This window comes from Allomuricauda ruestringensis DSM 13258 (assembly GCF_000224085.1).
Lineage (GTDB): Bacteria > Bacteroidota > Bacteroidia > Flavobacteriales > Flavobacteriaceae > Flagellimonas > Flagellimonas ruestringensis.
Window position 1 is genome coordinate 2,566,086 of the sequence record NC_015945.1, and the last position, 24,793, is coordinate 2,590,878.

At 43.5% G+C, this 24,793-nt stretch carries 7 protein-coding genes; 5 read left to right on the forward strand and 2 right to left on the reverse strand.

Going from position 1 to position 24,793, the window contains the following annotated elements; genetic code table 11:
• Positions 1–28 precede the first annotated feature (28 nt).
• The 3 genes from MURRU_RS11530 (at position 29) to MURRU_RS11540 (ending at position 12,991) form a co-directional block, all read left to right on the forward strand.
• Entirely contained in the window at positions 29–2,416 is a 2,388-nt protein-coding gene (locus MURRU_RS11530) for a GumC family protein (protein ID WP_014033646.1), read from the forward strand.
• Between the two features lie 81 nt (positions 2,417–2,497).
• Positions 2,498–3,361, forward strand: a complete 864-nt coding sequence (locus MURRU_RS11535; RefSeq protein WP_014033647.1) for a beta-1,6-N-acetylglucosaminyltransferase — start codon at positions 2,498–2,500, stop codon at positions 3,359–3,361.
• A gap of 384 nt (positions 3,362–3,745) precedes the next feature.
• Positions 3,746–12,991: a PKD domain-containing protein gene (locus tag MURRU_RS11540; RefSeq protein WP_148261506.1), complete on the forward strand. Its 9,246-nt coding sequence runs from the start codon at positions 3,746–3,748 to the stop codon at positions 12,989–12,991.
• A 337-nt stretch (positions 12,992–13,328) separates the two neighbouring features.
• Here MURRU_RS11540 and MURRU_RS11545 read toward each other — a convergent pair whose 3' ends face one another.
• Positions 13,329–14,699, reverse strand: a complete 1,371-nt coding sequence (locus MURRU_RS11545) for an exopolysaccharide biosynthesis polyprenyl glycosylphosphotransferase (RefSeq protein ID WP_014033649.1) — start codon at positions 14,697–14,699, stop codon at positions 13,329–13,331.
• Between the two features lie 200 nt (positions 14,700–14,899).
• On the opposite strand from MURRU_RS11545, the gene MURRU_RS11550 reads away from it, so the two are divergent.
• Both MURRU_RS11550 and MURRU_RS11555 read left to right on the forward strand, forming a co-directional pair.
• Positions 14,900–15,802 (forward strand): hypothetical protein, encoded by a 903-nt coding sequence (locus tag MURRU_RS11550; RefSeq protein ID WP_014033650.1) that lies wholly within the window; start codon positions 14,900–14,902, stop codon positions 15,800–15,802.
• Between the two features lie 453 nt (positions 15,803–16,255).
• Positions 16,256–23,554 carry a PKD domain-containing protein gene (locus MURRU_RS11555; protein ID WP_187289846.1) on the forward strand — a complete coding sequence of 2,433 codons (7,299 nt, stop codon included), beginning with the start codon at positions 16,256–16,258 and terminating at the stop codon, positions 23,552–23,554.
• A 266-nt stretch (positions 23,555–23,820) separates the two neighbouring features.
• On the opposite strand, the gene MURRU_RS11560 is transcribed toward MURRU_RS11555, so the two are convergent.
• Entirely contained in the window at positions 23,821–24,564 is a 744-nt protein-coding gene (locus MURRU_RS11560; protein WP_014033652.1) for a tyrosine-protein phosphatase, read from the reverse strand.
• Positions 24,565–24,793 lie beyond the last annotated feature (229 nt).

The following is a 24,793-nucleotide window of genomic DNA, read 5'->3' on the forward strand; positions in this document are numbered from 1 at the left end:
TACACCAAAAAAATTTCCACTCATATATATGGAAAATCCCAATTTGAACGCTAAAATGCAAAGAAATAATTTGAAGGGAGAGCTGGAGAAATACCTGAAGCACAAGCATTGGTTTGTGCTGTCGGCAATAGTCGCAGTTTCCATTGCATACCTTTATGTAAGGTATGCCACGCCGAAATACCAAGCCAATGCCACCATCCAGATTGTAGAGGAAAAAAGTGCTCCTTCGGAACTCAGTCTTTTCAGTGATTTGAACTTGTTACCTGGGGGATCAAAAAAGGTCGAGGATGAAATTGAGGTGATGCGTTCCCGAACCAATGTAAGACAGGCAGTCATAAACCTGGGGCTCGATAAAAAAGTGATGCATGTAGGCCGGGTAAAAAATTCCGAAATTTATGGTGATGTCCCGGTGAAAATTACCATAGATTCCATAAAAAGGGATGTGCAATTCAGTTGTTATATCATTCCAAAGTCCCAAACCAACTTTTTGTACTGGACAGAAGAGAACGAAGAACAGCAAAATAGAACTTTTGGTGAGGAGATCACTACTAATCGAGGTAAAATAACAATCCTTCCAGAAGAAAGCAAAAAATTGAAACCTTATATTGGGGAAACATTAAAAATAGTGCTTTCCCCTGTGAGCGATGTTACCTTAAGCTACCAAAAAGCGCTTGGGGCCGCTATTGCCGACGAATATTCCTCAATAATAAATTTGACCATCCAAGATGCCGTACAGGAAAAGGCCATGGATTTTTTGAACGAGTTGATACATATCTACAACCTCAACGGAAAAAATGACAAAAAAGCCATTGCCGACCGAACTGCTGAATTTATAGATGACAGAATTGCGGATATTTACAGCGACTTATCAGAGGCAGACCAAAGTGCACAAGATTTTAAATCGGACAGGGGGCTCACGGATATCCAATCACAATCCAATATCAATTTGAACGTAAGTGCGGCAAATCAGCAAGAATTGCAGGATGCACAGATCCAATTACAGATAGCCAACAGCGTGAGTGATGAACTTGAGAGTCAAGCGGGGTACGGCATTCTTCCTTCCAATATTGGGTTGGCAGATGCTTCGATCACCAGCACAACTGCAAGGTACAACCAACTGGTTTTGGAACGTGAGCGCCTATTGAAGAGCTCCAATGAAAAAAACCCTGTTATCGTTAACATAGACGAACAGTTGGAGAACCTAAAAAAGAGCATGCAATCCAGTTTGAACAGTATGACCAATAATTTGAATTTAAGGGTGAACAACCTTAGTTCACAGTTGGCCACCATCAATTCAAAAATATATTCTGCTCCAAGGAACGAAAGAGCATTGCGAGAGATTACCCGGAAGCAGCAAACGGTAGAGGGCCTGTACTTGTATTTATTGCAAAAAAGAGAAGAAGCCCAAATTGCATACGCTTCGGCATCACCCAACTCTAAAGTTGTGGATACGGCTTTCCCTGCAAGTAAGTTTCCGGTAGCACCTAAAAAAAGTATTATATACCTAGCGTCATTTTTATTGGGAATTTTAATTCCTGCCGGAATTGTTTACGGCTTGGATGTAATAGATGACAAGATCCACAGTGCCCATGCATTGGAAAAATTGGTTGTAGGGGCCGGGGTGCCCGTTATCGGCGAATTGCCCCGATTAAAGAATAAATCCATAAAAACTGTAGCAAAGGACGATCGTTCTGTGCTATCGGAGGCCTTACGAATTATCAGGACCAATATGGATTATTTGCTCAAAACGGAACTAAAGGGCGGCAATGCCAGAAAAAACATAATTTATGTCAGTTCCAGCCTTCCAACAGAAGGAAAAACCTTTTTCTCCACCAACCTTGCCTTGATTTTATCCAGCACGGGCAAAAAAGTCTTATTGGTCGGGGCAGATATTCGAAACCCGAAGTTTTATATGTTTTTTAACGATGGAAAGGAGCATGTTAAAAATAAGAGGTCAAGCTTTAAGAGGAATGCTGGGTTGACGGATTATTTGTTTGATGACTCCCTTGTTTTGAAGGATATAACCAATAGTACCGAGGTAAACGAGAACAAAATAGATGTTATCCATTCGGGTAAAACATTTCCAAATCCTTCCGAATTACTTATGAATAATCGATTTGGACACCTTATGGACACAGTTTCCCAAGTTTATGATTATGTTATAGTCGATACCGCACCAATGATGCCGGTTACGGATACACTTCTTATAAGTGAATACGCCGACCTTTTGGTTTATGTAACTAGAGCGGGCCAATCGAGTATAGGCGACGTAGAGTTCCCACTAAAGCTCAGAAAAGAAGGAAAATTAAATAACCTGGCCTTTGTGGTGAATGGTGTAAAAGCATCAGAACTAGGCTATGGTGGAAAATATGGATACGGTTATGGCGCCCAAAGTAAAAAGTGGTGGAAATTTTAGTCATTCCCATCAAAACAATAAAAAATATAAAAAACAAGTCTGCCAATTGGGCAACCAAAATTAAAATCACCTTCGTTTACAATGGAAAATAGGAAACATGCATACCTTGTCATGGCCCATAACGAACCCGAATTGCTATGCAAACTGTTAGGTTGTTTGGATGATGAGCGTAATGACATTTATCTTCATTTGGACCAAAAATTTGATGCCATATCCGAGAATGACCTAAAAGATCAATGTAAATCTTCCAATGTTTTTTTTATCGAAAGAAAACCGATTTATTGGTCTGGCTATAGTCAAATAGATTGCGAATTGAGATTGTTGAAGGCGGCCATCCAAAAAAATTATGCCTATTATCACTTGATTTCCGGTGTGGACCTACCTATTAAAAGTCAGGATTATATTCATGATTTTTTTGAAAAACACGATGGCCAACAGTTTTTGTCCGTTACCAAGGTAAAGAACTGGAAAATAGCCAGCCGCTATAAATACTATCACTTTATCAATATTAACAAAAGGTTGCCCAGAAAGTGGTCCAGATCGCTTCGTTATCCATTTGCATTCCTGCAAACTTGTTTGTTTATCAACAGGTTCAGGAACAGTAGCTTAAAGGATTTTTATTGGGGCCAGGCTTGGTTCAGCATTACAAACGATTTTGCAAAATACGTCGTGGGCAAAGAAAGATTCATTGCGGAGAACTTTGACAACGGTTTTTTTAACGATGAGGTATTTATGCAAACCCTTTTGATGAACTCCGAATTTAAGGACAGCCACTCCTCATCTATGAGCTATGCACGATTGATTGATTGGGATAGGGGGAAACCCTACACATGGACTATTGATGAGTTTGATGAGCTTGTGGCTTCAACAGCATTGTTCAGTCGAAAATTTTCAATGAACAAAGATCCAGAGGTGATTGAAAAAATACTGGAAAAGATTCAATAAAGCCTTGTTTTGGAGGTTTAACGATGTATTGCCTTTCCTTGAAAAGTAGGGTGAAATTTTCAAGATAACTTGCTTAAATAAGCTTGGGGTATTTGCATCCCGAGCTAATTTACTGTGCTCGAAAACCAATCTGAATAGGCTTGTTTTCAAAAGTTTATCCACCGTTTTTTACTTTTTTAAATTGGACAAACTGCACATTTCCTCTGTTTATTTTTTCTCCAAAAAAAAGCAAAGCCCCACCCAATACAGATACATGGTCATTTAACGATAAAGCATTTGGTTTAATCGAATAAAAACGCTCTTATTAATGGGAGGGGGGCTATTCTATTATTTTTGAGTGTTAGAAAGAATTCTGGCCAAATTGCTATGAACTATATCAATACCATGAAAAAAAATTACTTTTCTTATGCACTTAGGGTATCTTTTATAACCCTACTCTTTTTATTTAATCCATTCAATTCCGAAGTTAATGCCCAAATCAATTTTACAGAGGGTAGTGAGTTGAATTTTAACGGGGATGATGTTTCTTCTGGCTTTACTTCGCTGATGTTTGGACCGGATGGGAGGTTATATGCTGCTAAAAGGTCTGGAACTATAAAAGTGTACACGGTTCAAAGAAATGGCCCGACCGATTACGAAGTCATTGGGGTAGAATCTTTGTCTGGCGTTACAAATATTGTCAACCATGATGATGACGGTGGGCTGTGCAGTGGTGGTGTAGATTGTTCCAAAAGGCAAACCACAGGATTGACAGTAGGGGGCACCGCCTCAAACCCAATCATTTATGTGTCTTCCAGTGATCATCGCATAGGATCAGGAGAAAATGGAGGTAACGGAGACGTTAATTTAGATACCAATTCTGGTATTATTACTAGATTTACTTGGAACGGTACTTCATGGGATGTGGTGGATTTGGTAAGGGGATTGCCCCGTAGCGAAGAGAACCATGCCACCAATGGTTTGGAGTTGGCTACAATTGATGGTACAGAGTATTTAATAGTAGCTCAGGGAGGCCACACTAACGGAGGTGGGCCATCTACTAATTTTGTACATACTTGTGAATATGCCCTTTCTGGAGCTGTTTTAGCTGTGGACTTGGATGCAATTGATGCATTGCCCATACAGACCGATGGCAACAACCGCGATTATATTTATGATCTTCCAACTTTGGACGACCCAACGCGCGCGAATGTTAACGGAATTACTGATCCTGATGCCCCAGGGTATGATGGAGTTGATGTTAATGACCCATGGGGTGGAAACGATGGGTTGAATCAGGCAATGATAGTTCCAGATGGTCCCGTTCAAATTCTTGCTCCAGGCTTTAGAAATGCTTATGATATTGTAGTAACCGAAAGTGGTGCCTTATACGCTACAGACAATGGACCCAATGACGGTTGGGGAGGGTTTCCTGTAAATGAAGGCACGGTAAACGTAACCAATGCGTATGATGCAAATGAACCGGGCAGTCAATCGGCTTCAGGAGGGGAACTAATAAACAATAAGGATCACTTGGAGTTGATCACCACAAATCTTCAAACGTATACCTTTGGAAGTTTTTATGGGGGGCATCCTAATCCGACAAGGGCAAACCCCAATGGGGCAGGATTGTATACTGCGCCAAACCAAAATGGTACTGATGGTGCTGTATTTCGTACTTCAACTTATGATCCGGATACTTCAACACCAGGTTCCACAGCAAACCCTAGTATTGCATTGCCAGCTAACTGGCCTCCGGTACAAACTTCAAATACTGTAGAGGGTGATTGGAGAGATCCCGAAAACCCAAACCCAGATGGTCCCGATGATGCGCCCATTGTAATTTGGGGAACAAATACGAACGGTATCGATGAATATACCGCAAGTAATTTTGGTGGTGCCATGCAAGGCGATTTAATTGCTGGAGTTAACACAGGAGTTCTACGGAGAGTGGAATTAAAAGAAGATGGTACTTTGGAGAATTTTTTTCCTAATCAGTTTTCTGGTATTGGGGGAAATGCGCTAGGGGTTACTTGTAATAGTGATTTCGATATATTTCCAGGAACTGTTTGGGCTGCTACATTGAACGGAAAGATAGTGGTTTTTGAACCACAGGATTTTATTGAATGTGATAATCCTGCAGGTGACCCATTGGCAGATTTTGACAATGATGGCTATACCAACCAAGACGAACTGGACAATGGAACCGATCCCTGTAACGGAGGTTCGCAACCTGCGGATTTTGATAAGGCGGCAGGTGCACCATACGTGTCTGACCTTAATGATGACGATGACGATAATGATGGTATTTTGGATCAAAATGACCCTTTTCAACTAGGTGACCCAACTGTTGGTGGCAGTGATGCATTTGAACTTCCTATTTACAATGGATTATTTAATGATCAACAAGGTTTGGGGGGGATCTTTGGTTTGGGAATGACCGGACTAATGAACAATGGAGACCCAAATCCCAACTATTTAAATTGGTTGGACAGAAGGGATGACCCCAACGATCCCAATTCCAATGATGTATTGGGAGGAGCTCCAGGCCTTATGACATCCCACATGACTTCAGGTACCGCTAACGGAAGCACCAACACACAGGAAAAAGGGTATCAATATGGGGTACAGGTAGATCAATCCACAGGGGTGTTCACCGTAATAGGAAACTTGATAAATTTGGTAGGCCCATTGCGTATTTATGGAAATACCGCTGCAGTTGGAGGTGAATTGGGCCATTTTATTGGCGATGGCACCCAAAGTAACTTTATTAAAATGGTGGTTACCGAAACGGGCATCACAGCGCTTCAGGAAATCAACGATGTGCCACAGACACCGATCAACATCCCAATAGCTGAAGTAAATAGACCTAGCAGTGAAATTGTATTCTATTTTATGGTGGATCCTTCCAACGGGGAGGTGACCTTGCAATTCGAATTTGATGGAGGGGGTAGAATAACTGCTGGAACATTAACAGCCCAAGGCAGTATTCTTGATGCCATCCAGCAATCCAATCAAGATTTGGCCGTTGGTTTTATTGGAACCTCCAATACCGAGGGGGTGGAATTGGAAGGTACCTGGGATTTTCTAAATGTGGTGGGGCAAGAACCTACGGTATCTCAAGAGATTCCAGACATCACCAAGATTGTTGACTCTGCTGATGAAATTGTTGATTTGAATAACTTTTTTGCAGATGACTTTGGAGATGCTAACCTTACCTACGCTGTGATTAATAACTCTGATCCTAACATAGGAACTGCAATGAATGGAAACGAGTTGACACTTTCTTTCCCTTCCATCACTGCTATTTCTGACATTACCGTTCGAGCAACTGATGACGATGGGTTTTTTATTGAGGATACTTTTAACGTAACCGTTAGCGATGCTCCGGTAGTTTTATATCGTGTAAATGCAGGAGGTCCCGAACTGGCGGCCATTGATGGAGGAATGGTTTGGGGAGCGGACGAACCGGGAAATAACTCACCATATCTTTTAGAAGCGGGTACAAATCAGGCGTTTGTATCATCAGTTATGCCAGTAGATGGTTCGGTAAACCAAGCAACCACACCATTGGAAATATACGCTACTGAAAGATTTGACGCTACAGGTGGTATGCCCAATTTAACCTATGCCTTTCCTGTGGCAGAACCGGGTAATTATGAAATCCGACTTTATATGGGCAATAGTTACAACCTTTCTTCAGAACCTGGAGAACGTGTTTTTGACGTTGGGTTGGAAGGCACTATTTTACCGCTCTTGAATGATATTGATCTTTCCGCAACTTATGGCCATCAAACAGGGACCGTTGTTACCCACACTTTAAAAGTAATCGACGGAACGCTGAACATAAGTTTCTTCCATGGCGTGGCAGAAAACCCTTTGATCAATGCCATAGAAATTTTGGATGCTTTCGACAATGACACGCCCATCTACGTACATCCTATTGCCGATCAAATTGGTAATGTTGGGGAACAGTTAAATGGTGGTCTTGGTGTATCAGCTTATGGAGGTGACGGAAATTTACAATATTCCGCTACAGGATTGCCTCCAGGACTTGTTATTGAACCGACCAATGGACAAATTGGTGGAACAATAGACGAAACCGCTGCTTCGGGAAGCCCTTACAGCGTTACCATAACGGTTGATGACAGTGATGGTTTGACAAGTGATACCGTTTCCGTCGACTTTTCTTGGACCGTAACAGAAACATTCGCTGTTCGGATCAACGCAGGAGGGAACCAAGTAAGCCCTACGGACATTGGTCCAAAATGGGAAGATAATGCCACCAATGGAGAACAAATTGGGGGGAATTATGTGGTCAACACAGGAAACACAAGCGATTTTGTGGGTACGACCTATGCCAATAGGGACAGTTCTATACCAGCTTATCTGGACAATGGAACCTTTGCCGAAATTTTTGAAGAAGACCGTTATGACCCATCCAGTGCCCCTGAAATGGAATATACCGTAGTACTGGATAATGGAGACTATATGGTGAACCTGTATGTTGCCAATGCTTATAATGGCGCTAGTGAGGTAGGCGACCGTATATTCGATATCCTTATTGAAGGAGCACTTGTGGAAGATGATTTTGATGTGATCGATCGTTTCGGTCATCAGGTAGGGGGTATGTTAACCTATCCGGTTGAAGTAACCGATGGTGAATTGAACATTTTGTTCAATCATGGCGCTATAGAAAATCCTCTAGTTAATGCCATAGAAATATTTAAGGTAGATGCTAACAACCCGACCCTTACATTGGCCAATATTTCGGATCAAACCAACGAAATCATTAATAGTGTAAACATAACGGCATCGGCAACGGGAGGAGACCCTGGCGAGGATGTTACCTATTATATGTCCGGTCACCCAGATGGAGTTTCCATTAACCCTTCAACAGGTGAGATTTCAGGAACCATAACAGTGGCCGCAGCTAATGGAGGGCCCAATAACGATGGTGTTCATACCGTTGTGGTAACGGCGATGAAACCTTTATCTGCACCATCAAGCCAAGTGTTTACGTGGACGATAGATTCACAATACCTGTGGAACGATAAAAATGAGAACGAAAACTATATAGCACGACACGAAACATCATTTGTACAGGCTGGGGATAAATTTTATCTCATGGGAGGGCGCGAGTTTGCTCAGACCATAGATATTTATGATTATACCAGTAATACATGGACTTCGTTAGCGGATTCGGCTCCCTTTGAATTCAATCACTTTCAAGCAACAGAATACAAAGGCTTAATTTGGGTAATTGGGGCGTTCAAAACAAATAACTTTCCAAACGAAGTTCCAGCAGACTACATATGGATGTTTGATCCTGTAAGCCAAGAATGGATACAAGGACCGGAAATTCCAGAAAGCAGAAGACGTGGGTCTACGGGATTGGTAGTATACAATGACAAATTTTATATTGTTGGAGGTAACACGGACGGTCACGCAGGAGGTTATGTAGCATGGTTTGATGAATATGATCCGGCAACGGGTACTTGGACATCTTTGGCAGATGCCCCCGAAGCTAGAGACCACTTTGCAGCTGTTCTGATAGGAAACAAATTGTATGTGGCTGCCGGTAGGCAATCAGGTGGGGTGAGCGCTTGGAAACCAACCATACCACAAGTGGATGTTTACGATTTTGTAGCAGGAACATGGAGTACGCTACCCAGCGGACAAGATATTCCAACACCAAGGGGAGGTGCGTCAGCTGTAAATTTCAACAATAAATTGGTTGTTATTGGTGGAGAAGTTCAAGATGAAGTAGTATATGGTGTTGAAACCGATGATGCATTGAAAATAACAGAGGAGTACGATCCCGTTTCGCAATCTTGGAAACGACTACCCGATATGAATTATGAGAGACATGGAACACAGGCCATAGTTTCCGGTCCAGGGGTACATATTTTGGCCGGAGCTCCAAGTAGGGGCGGGGGAAACCAAAAAAACATGGAATATTTGGGACAGGACAGCCCTGTTGGAACACCGAGCGTGGCCAGTACCCTATCAGTTCCAAGTACTGTGGTTATTGTAGATGGCGAGACCGTGGACATCGACCTTTCTTTAATTGATGGTAACGTAGGTTTATTTGTAAAGTCGATGGATATTTCCGGGGCCAATGCAGATGATTTTAGCATTGACGCCGGGCAACTGGAGAACATGCTAATGAATCCAAATGAAACCCGAACCCTAAGTGTAACTTTATCGGGAACAGGCGCTGATAGGACCGCAATTTTGACCATTAACTATGGTAATTCAGACACGGCAAGTATAGCGTTGACAAACAATCCCAATGCAACCTTTAGTGTGACCAACCCGGGAGATCAATATAATTATGAGGGGGATGATGTTTCGCTTCAGGTCGAGGCCACCAGTCCCAATGTAACTTCGTATAGTGCTATTGGATTACCACCAAACTTGACCATTAATGAAAATACCGGGGTTATTTCCGGTACCATTGATGATGGGTTTATAAGTGGGGGAAGTAATGTCTTCCAAGAAGATAATGGGCTTTTGATTATTGAGGCAGAAACGGATTTTGATGATACCTCGGGAGGTTTTGATATTTTGACTGAATCTGAAACCACTTATTTGGTAACAACTACCAATCATATTGGCAACACTAATGGACAAACTGTTTCGTATGAATTCCAAATTGATAATCCAGGAGTTTACCGTTTTCATATGAAATCGGATTTTAGTGGAACAGACCCTACGGAAGAAAACGATATTTGGTTTAAAATCGATAATACTACTGATGTCCATTTTTTCACAGTGCAAGGCGGTGATTTGACCAGTACCTCAGAGTTTGAAAATATTATTGGTGGCGGTGGTTCCAGTAAAACCATATATTATCCGGGCGGAAACTCGGAAGGTAGACCAGATTTTGGAAGTTTAAATCCTGGAGTCAACGGTTTTTTCAAGCTATGGAGAACAGGTCCCGAAAGTAATAAGTGGGATGGGCAAACAATTGATAACAATGGTTTTCCTGTGTATGCATATTTTCCAAGTGCAGGGATATATACAATTCAAGCCTCAGAGCGTTCTGCGGGACATAAGTTGGATAGATTTGCATTGGCACATATTGATTTGGTCAGTACAGGAGAGCCCATTGCTACTTTAGATGGCCCCGAATCCCAACAAGGAGATGATATCTATGGTGATGGGGCTGCTGTTGATAGCCCATACAGTGTATCGGTAACAGTTACCGATAATGGCGACCCGGCAGGTAATGAAACCATCGATTTCCTATGGTACATTGGTGCATCCGGAGATTTAATAGCGGTTCCGCAGGCTGATGTTACTACGGGTGTTGTTCCTTTAACAGTAAACTTTACCGGAAGCAATTCTTTGGATAATGTAGGAGTGACCAGTTACCTTTGGAGTTTTAACGACGGCACCGGAGCTACATCTATAGCGCCCGACCCTTCCTATGAGTTCACGGAGATAGGAACCTATACTGTGGATTTAACAGTTGAAGATGCAGATGGGGGTACAGATACAAAAAGTATCACCATTGAGGTTACGGGCACAGGAATACCACCTACAGCAGTCGCATCTGCTAATGTTGTAGATGGTGAAGCGCCTTTGGAAGTAATTTTTACGGGAAGCGCATCAACCGATGATTTAGGAGTGATTGAAAGTTATTCATGGGATTTTGGTGATGGCGGCACTTCTACAGAGGCCGATCCTACGTATTCATATTTAAACCCAGGCATATATACTACGGTACTTACCGTTACCGATATTGAAGGACTTGCTGATACAGCTGAGGTTGACATTACGGTAAACCAGCCCAATGATGCTCCTATAGCAGAAGCTTTGGCCTCTCAAGAATCTGGAACGGCGCCCTTGCAAGTTGATTTTACAGGAAGCGGTTCTTCAGATGATGTGGGTATAATTACCTACGCTTGGGACTTTGGCGATGGAGGTATATCAACAGAACAAAATCCAACGTATACCTTTAACACAACAGGGGTTTATGATGTGGTGTTGACCGTAACCGACGGGGGCGGTTTAACAGGAACCGATACCCTTACCATTACGGTAACAAATCAAAATCCTGTGGCCGTTGTGGTAGCTACTCCCGACGCTGGTGAAGCACCATTGGAAGTATCCTTCACAGGAAGTGGGTCTACCGATAATATTGCAATTGACACCTATACATGGGACTTTGGAGATGGCTCAAACTCAACTGATGCGGACCCAATACATACATATACAGACCCGGGCAACTATACTGCTGAGCTTACGGTAACAGATAATGAAGGAGCTACGGCTACTGCATCTGTACTTATACAAGTAACGCAAGTTGGAGGCAATGAAGCCCCAGAGGCGGTGGCAACCGCAAATCCAACCGAGGGTGAAGCGCCACTCCCTGTTACATTTAACGCAGGAGGATCAAGCGACGATGTTGGTATTGATACCTATTTCTGGGAATTCAGTGACGGCAGAACGTCGGATCAAATGAATCCAACACTGACATTCGAAAATGCAGGGACTTACGATGCCACCTTGACCGTGACCGATGAAGCTGGATTGTCGGATTCAACGACCATACAGATCGTGGTAACACAAGCACCTGAGGCAGTGATCTCCGCAACACCGGATAGCGGTAATGCACCGCTGGAAGTGAGCTTTATGGGAGGCAACTCTCTAGACGATGTTGGAGTTGAAAGCTATGCGTGGGATTTTGGCGATGGGAATTCATCAACAGAAATCAATCCGATACATACATACAACACACCGGACACATATACAGCAACATTGACAGTGACCGATGGTGAAGGGTTGACAGACACGGCAACTGTGAACATAGTTGTTACCGAAGAAGGCGGAAACCAAGCACCTGAGGCAGTTGCTTCCGCCAACCCAACACAGGGACAAGCACCATTGGCGGTTATTTTTAATGGTGAGGCATCAACAGACGATGCTGGCATCGATACCTATTTCTGGGAATTTAGTGACGGCAGAACGTCAAATCAAATGAATCCAATGCTGACATTCGAAAATGCAGGGACCTACGATGCCACCTTGACCGTGACCGATGAAGCTGGATTGTCGGATTCTGTAACCATACAGATCGTGGTTGCCGAACCTGGCAGCAACGAAGCACCGGTAGCGGTTGTGTCGCCTGAATCGGAAAGTGGAGAGGCCCCCTTAGAAGTTAGCTTTATAGGAAGCAATTCAACCGATGATGTTGAGATAGTCAGTTATGCTTGGGACTTTGGTGACGGTAACAGTTCTACGGATGCCGATCCAATCCATACTTACAACGAGGTTGGCAACTATACAGCCCAACTAACAGTAACTGATGGAGAAGGATTGACGGATACAGCTACCGTTGACATCGAAGTTGTTGAAGATTCTGAGACCACCGCTAGCGTAGCTCCGAATCCAGTTCCGATTAATGAAGATTATGCAAGTATTCAATTAAGCCAGCTTCCACACGACGACGTAGTGGTGACCAGTATTCATTTGCACGATTCCATGGGTAGGCTTATCGCATCGTTTGACCCAATGCAGGTTTATAATGGTGAGGGTGCATATAGGATTCCGATAGATACCCTCCGTAGCGGACTTTATTATGCTACCCTTGAATTGAGTGACGGCGACCCGATAGGAATTAAGTTCTTGGTTTCCAATTAAAGTAATACGAACTAAAAGATAATAAGTAGGCCTCGGTTTCGAGGCCTTTTTTATTGAACAAACAATCAGCTAACCACCATTCATTCCAATTGGGGCAAGGAACCAAATATTGAGCCTTCTGGAGAAAGTCTTGATTTTCCCCATTAAACTGAAGGTGTTTTTAGTACAGCAAACGGCTGATAGTTTTTAAGGCTGTAAATTTGTTGACCTGACTGTATTTGTAATCATCTAAGGCACTTAAAATGGCAATTTATCTTAATTCACACCCAAGCTTATATTAATCGTAAGAATGATTTGTATTTTAATCCAAGCACTTTGGAAAGTTGACCATGCTGCTTTATACGCCCCTCGAAAACAAAATGGTCGAAAGCGTCTTAAAAATGATGCGTAAATCAAGAACTACGGATTTATTCTTAATGTAATAAAGGTCGTACTCCAATTTTCTAATGGAGTCCTCCAGATTTTCACCATATTTATATTTAACCTGTGCCCAACCGGAGATGCCTGGTTTTACAAGGTGTCTTACGTTATAAAAAGGAGTGACCTTGTTTAATTTGTCCACAAACACTTTTCTTTCGGGTCTGGGCCCAATAAAAGACATGTCCCCACGGATAATGGACCAGACCTGTGGCAGTTCGTCCACCCTAAATTTTCGCAAAACCTTTCCAAATTTGGTAACCCTAGCATCGTTTTTGGTGGCCATTTTAGCCCCTTTTTTCTCCGCATCGACAACCATGGACCTAAACTTAAAAACTTTGTATTCCTTTCCATGTTTGCCCACCCTCAATTGGGTGTAAAAGAGTGGTCCGGGATTGAAAAAAATATTCAATAGAAATACAAATGGTATGGAAAGTAAGAAAGCGATTCCCGAAACCAAGGTTAGGAAGAAATTGAACGCAAAGTTGGCAATGCCCTGTAAATAATGAATTTTATTATTGCTCAATTGCAGAATTTCGTAAAGGCTATCATTGTGGGAATCTATGGGAAGTGCCTCATAGGTACTTTCATAGAACGAAGTATAGGTGAGTACTTCTTTTCCCGACAACAATGAATTTACCAGCATATTTTCCATTTGTTTGGAAAAATGGTTGTAACTCCTTGTATTGATAATGCACGAATCTATACTTTTTTCAATAAGCTTGTTTTCACTGATGGGATCGCTGTCCTCGGAATTTAAATAAGTGGAAACAACTTTATAGTAGGTTTCGTTATCATCTCCGTTGATATAGTCAAGGTTTTTTTCCAAACTATCCTTGGTCGTTTCATCGTAGATGTAGAGGACCCGTTTGGTCGTAGGGACAAATTTGAAAATATAATTGAAGAGCAAACGCCATAACGATAACTGGATAGGGCAGAAAATTATGAATACCAATAAATATAATTGCCAATACGCAAAAGCAAAGAAAAATGTGGTAACCCCCACTATGGAAATAGTGAACAAAAAAGTGATGGTGAATATCCTTATAATGGAATAGGTGATGGATTTGGGAACCTTCTCCAGGTTGTAAGTTTCAAAAATATATGCCAAAACAAAGTAAATGGCCACCCCAATGGCAACAATCGTTATTTGATAAAAAAGGGGGTCTTCATTCTGGTAATCAACGGCCCTTAAAACAAAGTTTCTTAGAGAGATCCCGATCAATGTCAAATCACCTAAAAACAGAATAGATTTTCTTTCTAAGGTATTCAGTAGAGGTTTTGTACTCATAATTTTCTATATGCTATTAGAGCTCAATTCAAATGTACGCCTAAGCACCAAGGGATAAAAATCCTATTTAACAAACGTTCATTTTTCAAGATTCATATACGAACACCCGATTTTTTTGAAGTTGGACGAAAAGAAATCCGAGAGTTCCCCTTCAGGATTTTTTAGTCTTAAATTTGATTAAAACCATCATTCATTTTGTTATGACCAAGAACAATCTTCGCATCAATAAAATGTTCCCCGTACGATTAGTTTTTCTAATTGATATATTACTGACCAGTATATCTTTTGTGCTATCGTACTTTCTGTGCTCCCTTATCCTTCCTGATATTTGGAATCATGGAATGTTGATCCAATTGCCAATTATTGTAGCGCTTACGTCTTTTATTTTTCTTTTTATAGGTATTTACAAAGGATATGTGAAATATAATACTGTACGTGAAGTATATAGCATTTTCAATGCCATTTGTCTAGCCAATATTTTAACAATAGTCCTAGTGGTCGTAAATGGCAAGCTGTTTATGGAAAAGGATTTAATGGTACCGCTATCAATTATTATTGTTCACAGTATATTGAGCTTTAGTGCCCTTGCAATCTCTAGGTATCTTTATAAATTCTTTACCCTAAAAATTTCAAAACAAGTTCAAAATTCTTCTATACTGATCTACAACAATGCCTTGGAAGTTAAAAAACTAAAATCCATGATTTCCCTGCTCGAAGAAAGAAACGGAGGGAACGACCAATTTTTGGTATTGAACAGCGAACATTTTGTAAAACGGTTTAGTGATAAATATATTACTAAAATTGATTCCTGGTATATACATGAAGATTTACTCAGGAACAACAATGATGAATATATGGAGTTTATTGACAAAATTCTAAATAAGAGCGAAACCGTTTATTTGGTCAATCTGATTACCAAGGATTTGGATTCGTCACAATATGGGTTAACATTGATCGACTTAAACAAAAATGGAGTCCTTGCCAATAAGAAACTTAGAAGTGGTGAAAATAAAGTCCTTGACGACCAAAAAGTAAGTGTCAATGAAAACCTGACCATTCCCATTGGCAACAATTCAAACTTCCTGAATCAGCAATCCGTTTAAGTACATTTAACCTAGGCCCAATAAAGTCCGTAATTGGTGGCATTTAATTAATGTCTATTGATATAGGTAACAGCAGAGGCTAGGTCCAATCTCAATTTTCTATTTATCATGTCGTCGTGTTCAAGAAATATCTTGCCGTGATGTGCACTTCATTCTGCTGATCAAAAATTAAGAAGCATTTCATGTAAAGGACTATACTTTATTTTACAGGGGCACAGGTTAACAAGAATAATATTACAAAACATAAGACATTGATTGTCAGATGTATGAATCAAAACGGCGTTTGTCGATCTTAATGGTAGTTGGTCTAATTGCCATTTCCGCTTTATGAGGGTTCAAGCTTGTGATTTATCTTCGTATGGTTCCCCAAACAATAACACAGGATGAAAATGAAAATCAGTACGTTTGGGGATTGTTTCCCCTCCCTTTACGTTTATCAAACCAACAAATAAAATGAAAGAACACTACTCCACAGTGCAGAGGTGCGCGGGCTGCCTTTGTATCCTTTTCCTTATTTTTTATAGTTCCTCGATTTCAGCTCAAGTAAGTTTTTCCCAAACATTGCTAAAGTACAATGGCAATGAGGATTTGAGTGGTGGGGTTACGGGTATGATGTACGGTCCCGATAATCGATTGTATGTTACCTCCCTCAAGGGAATGGTAAACATATTTACCATAGAACGGAACTTGACAAACGATTATGAAGTGCTTGATGTGGAGGTTTTGGATGATATCCAAGGTATCGTTAACCATGATGATGATGGATCGCCCTGTAATGGAAGTTATTCCCAATGCCATACACGCGAGACCATAGGAATCGTATTGAGCGGTTCGGCCGAGAACCCGGTTTTCTATGTCTCCTCTAGCGATGTTAGAATAGGCGCAGGTTCCGGGGGCGGTAACGGTGATGTAGGTCTGGACACCAATTCAGGGGTCATTACCAGGTTCAGCTGGACAGGGAGTTCATGGGACGTGGTGGATATTGTACGTGGTTTGCCAAGATCTGAAGAAAACCATGCTACAAATGGTTTGGATTTGGTAACGATAGGAGGTAAGGAATATTTATTGGTGACCCAAGGAGGACATACCAATGGGGGTGGCCCCTCGGTTAATTTTGTATTTTCCACAGAATACGCACTTGCAGCCGCTATTTTGGCCATTGATCTTGATGCTATCAACAGTATGCCCGTACAATTGGACAATGGACGCCAATATATTTACGACCTGCCAACGCTTGATGATCCTACACGTGCCAATGTCAATGGTATAACCGATCCAGATTTACCCGGTTACGATGGCGTGGACATCAATGATCCCTGGGGAGGTAACGATGGCCTGAACCAGGCAAAAGTGATACCCAACGGTCCCGTTCAAATTCTATCACCGGGTTACAGGAATGCCTATGATTTGGTAGTCACCAAGTCGGGCGCACTTTATGTGACCGACAATGGTGCCAACGGCGGTTGGGGCGGTTTTCCCGTAAACGAAGGAACTGCCAATGTCAACAACGACTATGACCCAAACGAGCCCGGAAGCCAATCCTATTCCGGCGGTGAGCACATAAACAATAAGGATCATCTACAATTGGTGACAACAGATTTGTCCACCTATACATTCTGGGAATATTATGGTGGCCATCCCAACCCTGTGCGAGCAAATCCTGCGGGTGCTGGTCTGTATACTGCTCCAGGCGATGGAAACGTAGGAGCTGTTTTTAGAACCCAGATATTTGATCCAAGTTCTCCAGGCGCCGGATACACAAGTGACCCCAGTATCGCACTCCCTGTAGATTGGCCACCTGTTCCCGTGGAATTGGCCAACGTGGTGGAAGGAGACTGGCGTGGTCCGGACGAGGACAATCCCGATGGACCATTAGATGGTGAAATTGCCGTATGGAGCACCAACACAAATGGAATCGCCGAATACAGGGCCTCCAATTTCAATGGGGCCATGCAAGGAGATTTGCTCGCAACGGCAAGCAGCGGAAATATAAGAAGGGTACAGTTGACCTCCGATGGGCAATTGGAAAGTTTGAACCAAAGCTTTTTGTCGGGAACAAAAGGCTATGTTTTGGCCATTGCAACTACCGACGATGATGAAATTTTTCCCGGAACCATTTGGACAGGCGATCTAAGCGGTAACATTCAGGTGTTTGAACCCTTGGATTTTGTGGAATGTATATTGCCTGGAAATCCCGGGTATGACCCATTGGCCGACAATGATTTTGACGGCTATACCAATCAGGATGAAATCGATAACGGTACCGATATCTGTAACGGGGGATCACAACCTTCGGACTTCGATAGTCTGCAAGGGGGTACATTGGTTTCCGATTTGAACGACCCCGATGACGATTTTGATGGTATTCCCGATGTGGATGACCCCTTCCAGTTGGGGGACCCTACTACAAACGGAAGCGATGCCTTTACTTTGCCCGTTGCCAATGATTTCTTTAACTATCAGCAAGGGTTGGGCGGTTATCTTGGTTTGGGGCTCACAGGATTCATGAACAATGGAACTGGAAACGGGAATTGGCTCAATTTTACCGATAGGAGGGACGACCCCAACGACCCCAATCCAAACGACGTAATGGGGGGCGCCCCGGGAATAGTAACCATGCACATGACGTCAGGAACTGCACTGGGGACTACCAATACCCAAGAAAAGGGGCTACAATATGGTGCCCAAGTCGATGTTTCCGCAGGGGTATTCCGTGTTACAGGAGGTATGGTTGGACTTACAGGTGAATCGCGTTTGTATGGCAATACGGCAGCAATCAATGGCGAACTCGGATTTTTTATAGGGGACGGAACACAATCCAATTACATCAAATTTGTAGTCAATACCAATGGCCTTTTGGTACAACAGGAAATAAACGATGAGGCCAATTTGCCGATTACCGTATCTATTCCGGAGCCTAATCGCCCTGAAACCGGAATTTTGTTCCATTTTGTGGTAAACCCTTCAACGGGAGAAGTGACTTTTGAATATCAAATTGATGGTGCGGCCCCTGTTGAGATAGGTCGTCTTACAGCTGAGGGAAGCATCTTGGAGGCCATTCAAAGCCAAGGAACAGATTTGGCCCTTGGACTTATAGGTACTTCCAATACCGAAGGAGTTGAGTTGGAGGGTAGCTGGGATTTTTTGAATATTACCGGAAGCTCACCTACCGTGGTGCAAGGCATAGCTGATATGGAACGTATCGTAGGCTCTTCCGATGAAACCATTGATTTGGATACCGTTTTTGATGATAATCTAGGCGTGGAAAATTTAAGCTACTCTGTTGAGAATAACACCAATCCCAACATTGGTGCAATCATATCAGACAATATGTTGACCATAACCTTACCAGCAACACCTGCGGAAAGCACAATCACCATAAGGGCGACTGATAGTGAGTCATTGTTTGTAGAAATGTCCTTTGCGGTAAGTGTAATCGAGGACAATATTATACTATACCGTATCAATGCGGGTGGTCCAGAAATAGCTTCTATTGACAATGATCTGGTCTGGAGTGCGGATCAGTCAAGCAATAATTCTCCATTTTTGGTAGAGCCGGGAACCAATACCACCTATGCAGGAACCATAACTAACTTGGACCCAAGTATTGATACCAATACCACACCTTTGGGCATATTCGATACCGAACGTTTCGATGAAGCGAGCGGTGCCCCAAACATGATCTACTCCTTTCCCGTTTCCAAAAACGGCAATTATGAGATACACCTTTACATGGGCAATGGCTACTCGGGTACATCGCAACCCGGTGAACGCATTTTTGATGCACTTATAGAAGGAATTGACTTGCCTCTTTTAACGGATATTGATCTTTCGGAAAAATTCGGACATGCATCGGGTGGTGTGATAAGTCATATCGTCAAAGTATCCGACGGGGCAATCGATATCGAATTTTTGCACGGAGCTATCCAAAACCCTTTGGTCAATGGTATTGAGATTTTGGATGTTTCCGATAGTAGCACACCCATTTACGTATTTGATATCACAAATCAAATCAGCAGCCCCGGCGAACAGCTCAATGGAAGCTTGATCGTTGATGCCAATGGAGGTGATGGCAATCTGACCTACGCGGCCGAAGGGCTCCCACCAGGGCTCTTTATTGAACCAACCAATGGTCAAATAGGGGGAACCATCGAGGCAAATGCGGCGGGGGGAAGTCCCTATACCGTTATTATAACCGTTGACGATAGTGATGGGACAACGGAGGATACAACAATGGTCAGTTTTCAATGGACCATTGATGGCGATTACTTCTGGACGGACAAGAATGAAAATCTAAATTATACGGCCAGACACGAAAATTCCTTTGTGCAAGCCGGGGATAAATTCTACCTCATGGGAGGTCGGGAAAACGCACAGACTATTGATATTTATGATTACGGAACGGATACTTGGACTTCATTGTCCAATTCGGCCCCATTTGAGTTCAATCATTTCCAGGCCACAGAATACAAAGGCCTAATTTGGATCATTGGCTCCTTTAAAACAAATGCATTTCCCAATGAAATCCCAGCAGAATTTATCTGGATGTTCGACCCAGCTAGCCAAGAATGGATACAGGGACCCGAAATCCCAACCAATAGACGTCGTGGATCATCCGGTTTGGTGGTCTATCAAGACAAGTTTTATGTGGTTGCAGGGAATACCGACGGACATGACGGGGGCTATGTGCCTTGGTTTGACGTATACGACCCCTCAACAGGGACTTGGACTGCCTTAACGGATGCTCCAAGGGCAAGGGACCATTTTTCAGCAGTAATTATTGGTGACAAGTTGTATGTGGCGGGAGGAAGGCTTTCCGGTGGTGCCGGAGGGGTTTGGGCCCCCACTATCGCGGAGGTCGATGTTTATGATTTTACAACGGGAAGCTGGAGTACTTTGCCCAGCGGACAAAATATTCCAACGCCAAGGGGAGGTGCCGCGACGGTCAATTTCAACAATAAGTTAGTAGTTATCGGAGGTGAGGTAGAGGATGAAGAGATATATGGCGTATTGACGGATGATGCCCTGAAAATCACGGAAGAGTATGACCCTCTATCAGGTACTTGGAAGCGATTGCCAGATATGAATTACGAGAGGCACGGTACACAGGCCATTGTCTCGGGTCCAGGAATCCATATTTTGGCAGGAGCCCCGAACAGGGGGGGCGGCAACCAAAAGAACATGGAGTTTTTGGGCGTGGATGCCCCGGAAGGAACGGCAAGCCAGGCGAGCACATTACAGTTTCCCGAAAGTGTTGCTTTTGAGGACGACCAAACTCTTGAAATAGACTTGTCCGTGATGGACGGAAACGTGGGGATGTTTATTAGGTCTATGGAGATTTCGGGTACTAATGCTTCAGATTTCAGTATAGACTCTGGCGAGCTTGTCAATGCCCTTCTTAATCCCGGTCAAACCCATACCATAACCGTATCGTTAAATGGTGCCGGAGCAGGTAAAACCGCAACTTTAACTATTGACTATGGTAATTCAAGTGCGGCCAGTATAGCACTTACAGGAACCGACGTAGATAGTGAAGGCGTGGTGGGCCTTACCTTGGTGGACGCCTCGACGGACACGGATTTGTTCAACTTGGTGGATGGCCAGCAAATCGACCTGGGGCCATCCGGCGGACAGGCCCTCAATATCAGGGCGAACACACTTGGTGGACCGGGCAGCGTGCTTTTCGAACTGATGGGCCCTGTTTCGGCCACCCAACGTGAGGGCGTGGCCCCTTACGCGTTGTTCGGTGACCTATCGGGCAATTACAACGGGAGGGACCTTCCGTTGGGGAACTATACCCTTACGGCCACGGCCTATAACGGCAGTGGTTCGAGCAGCGGTGTCATGGGCCAACCACTGAGCGTGAACTTTTCTTTGGTGACCGGGGCGGATGGGACACCCGTTGCGATGGCAACCGCTGATGTGGAGACCGGAGAGGCTCCATTGACCGTAAATTTCACGGGAAGCAATTCCACGGACGATGTAGGCATAATCTCCTACGAGTGGGACTTCGGGGACGGCAGTGCGCTGTCCAACGAGGCGGACCCTGTCCACACCTATACGGTCGCGGGCAGTTATGATGCGGTACTGACGGTGACCGATGGCGATGGGCAGACGGACACGGACACCATAACCATAATCGCAAATACGGTGCAGAGCGATTCCCCTATTTCTTTTGCCGAAGCTGACCAAGTAAACGGGGACGCTCCCTTGGAAATACAGTTTACTGGAAGCAATTCCACGGACGATGTAGGCATAATCTCCTACGAGTGGGACTTCGGGGACGGCAGTTCGCTGTCCAACGAGGCAGACCCTGTCCACACCTATACGGCAGCGGGCAGTTATGATGCGGTACTGACGGTGACCGATGGCGATGGGCAGACAGATACCGATTTCGTTGCCATAAACGTATCAGGACCCATTACCGAGGGCGTGGTGAGCCTAACCTTGGTGGATGCCTCCGCGGATACCGACCTGTTCAACTTGGTGGATGGCCAGCAAATCGACCTGGGGCCATCCGGCGGACAGGCCCTCAACATTCGTGCGAACACACTCGGTGGACCGGGCAGCGTGCTTTTCGAACTGATGGGCCCTGTTTCGGCCACCCAACGTGAGGGCGTGGCCCCTTACGCGTTGTTTGGCGACCAATCGGGCAATTACAACGAGAGAGACCTTCCGTTGGGGAACTACACCCTTACGGCCACAGCCTACAATGGGAGCGGTTCGAGCAGCGGTATCATGGGCCAGCCACTGACCGTGAATTTTTCTTTGGTAACCGGTACGGGCGGGTTGCCCGTGGCTATGGCAACCGCCGATGTGGAGACCGGAGAGGCTCCATTGACCGTAAATTTCACGGGAAGCGATTCCACGGACGATGTAGGCATAATCTCCTACGGGTGGGACTTCGGGGACGGCAGTGCGCTTTCCAACGAGGCGGACCCCGTCCACACCTATACGGCAGCGGGCAGTTATGATGCCATGCTGACGGTGACCGATGGCGATGGCCAGACGGATACGGACACCGTTACCATAAACGTATCAGGGCCCATTACCGAGGGCGTGGTGAGCCTCACCTTGGTAGACGCCTCCTCTGATACAGACCTGTTCGATTTGGTTGACGGCCAGCAGATCGACCTGGGGCCATCCGGCGGACAGTCCCTCAACATTCGTGCGAACACGCTTGGGGTGGCGGGCAGTGTACTTTTCGAACTGACCGGTCCTGTTTCGGCTACGCAACGGGAGGGCGTAGCACCCTACGCATTGTTTGGCGACCTATCGGGCAATTACAACGAGAGAGACCTTCCGTTGGGGAACTATACCCTTACGGCCACGGCCTACAATGGCAGTGGTTCGAGCAGCGGTATTATGGGCCAACCCTTGATGATTGATTTTTCCATAGTTTCCGGTTTAACGGGCAAAGCAAGTTCTTCCAATATGGATAATGCACTCGTGGAATCTGAACCACAATTCAAAGTAGAAAGTAAAGATGTTCCTTTTGAAATCATCATGTTCCCAAACCCTGGGGCAACAGAGGTCACAATATCGACCAACTCACTTAACTCAGACCTGAAAGGGGTTAGGATATTTGATGCTACCGGACAATTGGTGAGGTCTTTCAACCCTTCAGAATATAGAGATGGCAGGAATGATTATAAACTACCTGTCAATAGTTTGCAGGCAGGGGTGTATCATCTTGGTATCTTGACTTATGATGGCGGGACATATTTCAAACAATTGATCATAAGAAAATAAACAGTATCGTACCTAACTGGAAACTTATTTAATCAGTAAACAAGCTTAGTTCCAACCCTTTTTCCTATGAAATAGTTTTTCTGGTGGAAAAAGGGTTGGATTTTTGAAACCAAATGATAACAATTTATGCTGATTCCCTGTGGGTGGATGCCCGATGGCCCTAATCCAGTCAATATACAGTATCCTTATTGTGAAGGGTAAATAACTATAAAGAAAATAAGGTTAAGCCTTATAAAAATAACCAAGACCCACGGAACATTTCATAATTAGTAGAAAGACTGAATCGTATTTTCTATAACAGGAAGTAATTCGTTCAACACTTTTCTGGAAAGTTTGATCTCTTTCAACAGTGAAAGCTGTCTACTGTTGTGAATATCCGTTCCAACAAAATCAATAAGGCTATCACTGAGCAATTTTTCAGCCATTTTTTGTACCCCTGTACCATAAGCTTCTGAGCCGAGTGAAAGCAGGTTGAGCTGGAATAAGATTCCATTCGATTTCATGGATGGATATTTCCCATACTTCTGGTGGAAATACATATATCGCTCAGGGTGGGCCAAAATTGGAAAATATTGGTATTTTGCAATTTTTTCAACAGCAATATCAAAATTATAGGAAGGTTGCAGGTAGGACATTTCTATCAGCAAATACTGTTTGCTTAAGGGCATCACCTGTTGATTTTCCAGAATACTTTCAAAATTATCATCGATCATGTGTTCGGCAGCACAATCGATATTGATGTTGGACAACCCCTTGTTGCCTAATTCCATTGAAAGTTGATGGTAAGCCTTTTTAATGGTTTCAGGGGTATTATCATAAAAATTGTGCATGATATGGGGGGTGCAAATAAAATGGGTGATACCAAAGCCCGATAGGCCATTGATCAAATCCATGGAATCATCCACCGTCTTTGCCCCATCATCTATACCCGGGAGTATATGGTTGTGAATATCTACCAACCCATGCAAATGGTCTGCTAAGAATTCTTTCTTTTGAAAAAAACTGAACATGATTACAATTTGGACTGCTAAGATAATGGATATGTTGCCTTAATGTCAAAATAGGGGAGGGCAATGGGCATAAAAACAAAAACCGACCTTTTTAAAGGTCGGCTTGATAGATTCGCTACTATTTTTATCTAACTAAACTCAGCGCTAAGATAAGTCTTGTTCCGATGCTCAGGGATTAACAAAAGATCAAAAAGGTTAATGAAAGATTAATAGGATTAACCATTGGGTA

Excerpts from the sequence above, each read along its gene's own strand:
- MURRU_RS11530 (WP_014033646.1), top strand. The coding sequence starts at position 29 with ATGGAAAATCCCAATTTGAACGCTAAAATGCAAAGAAATAATTTGAAG.
- MURRU_RS11535 (WP_014033647.1), top strand. The coding sequence starts at position 2,498 with ATGGAAAATAGGAAACATGCATACCTTGTCATGGCCCATAACGAACCC.
- MURRU_RS11540 (WP_148261506.1), top strand. The coding sequence starts at position 3,746 with ATGAAAAAAAATTACTTTTCTTATGCACTTAGGGTATCTTTTATAACC.
- MURRU_RS11545 (WP_014033649.1), bottom strand. The coding sequence starts at position 14,699 with ATGAGTACAAAACCTCTACTGAATACCTTAGAAAGAAAATCTATTCTG.
- MURRU_RS11550 (WP_014033650.1), top strand. The coding sequence starts at position 14,900 with ATGACCAAGAACAATCTTCGCATCAATAAAATGTTCCCCGTACGATTA.
- MURRU_RS11555 (WP_187289846.1), top strand. The coding sequence starts at position 16,256 with ATGAAAGAACACTACTCCACAGTGCAGAGGTGCGCGGGCTGCCTTTGT.
- MURRU_RS11560 (WP_014033652.1), bottom strand. The coding sequence starts at position 24,564 with ATGTTCAGTTTTTTTCAAAAGAAAGAATTCTTAGCAGACCATTTGCAT.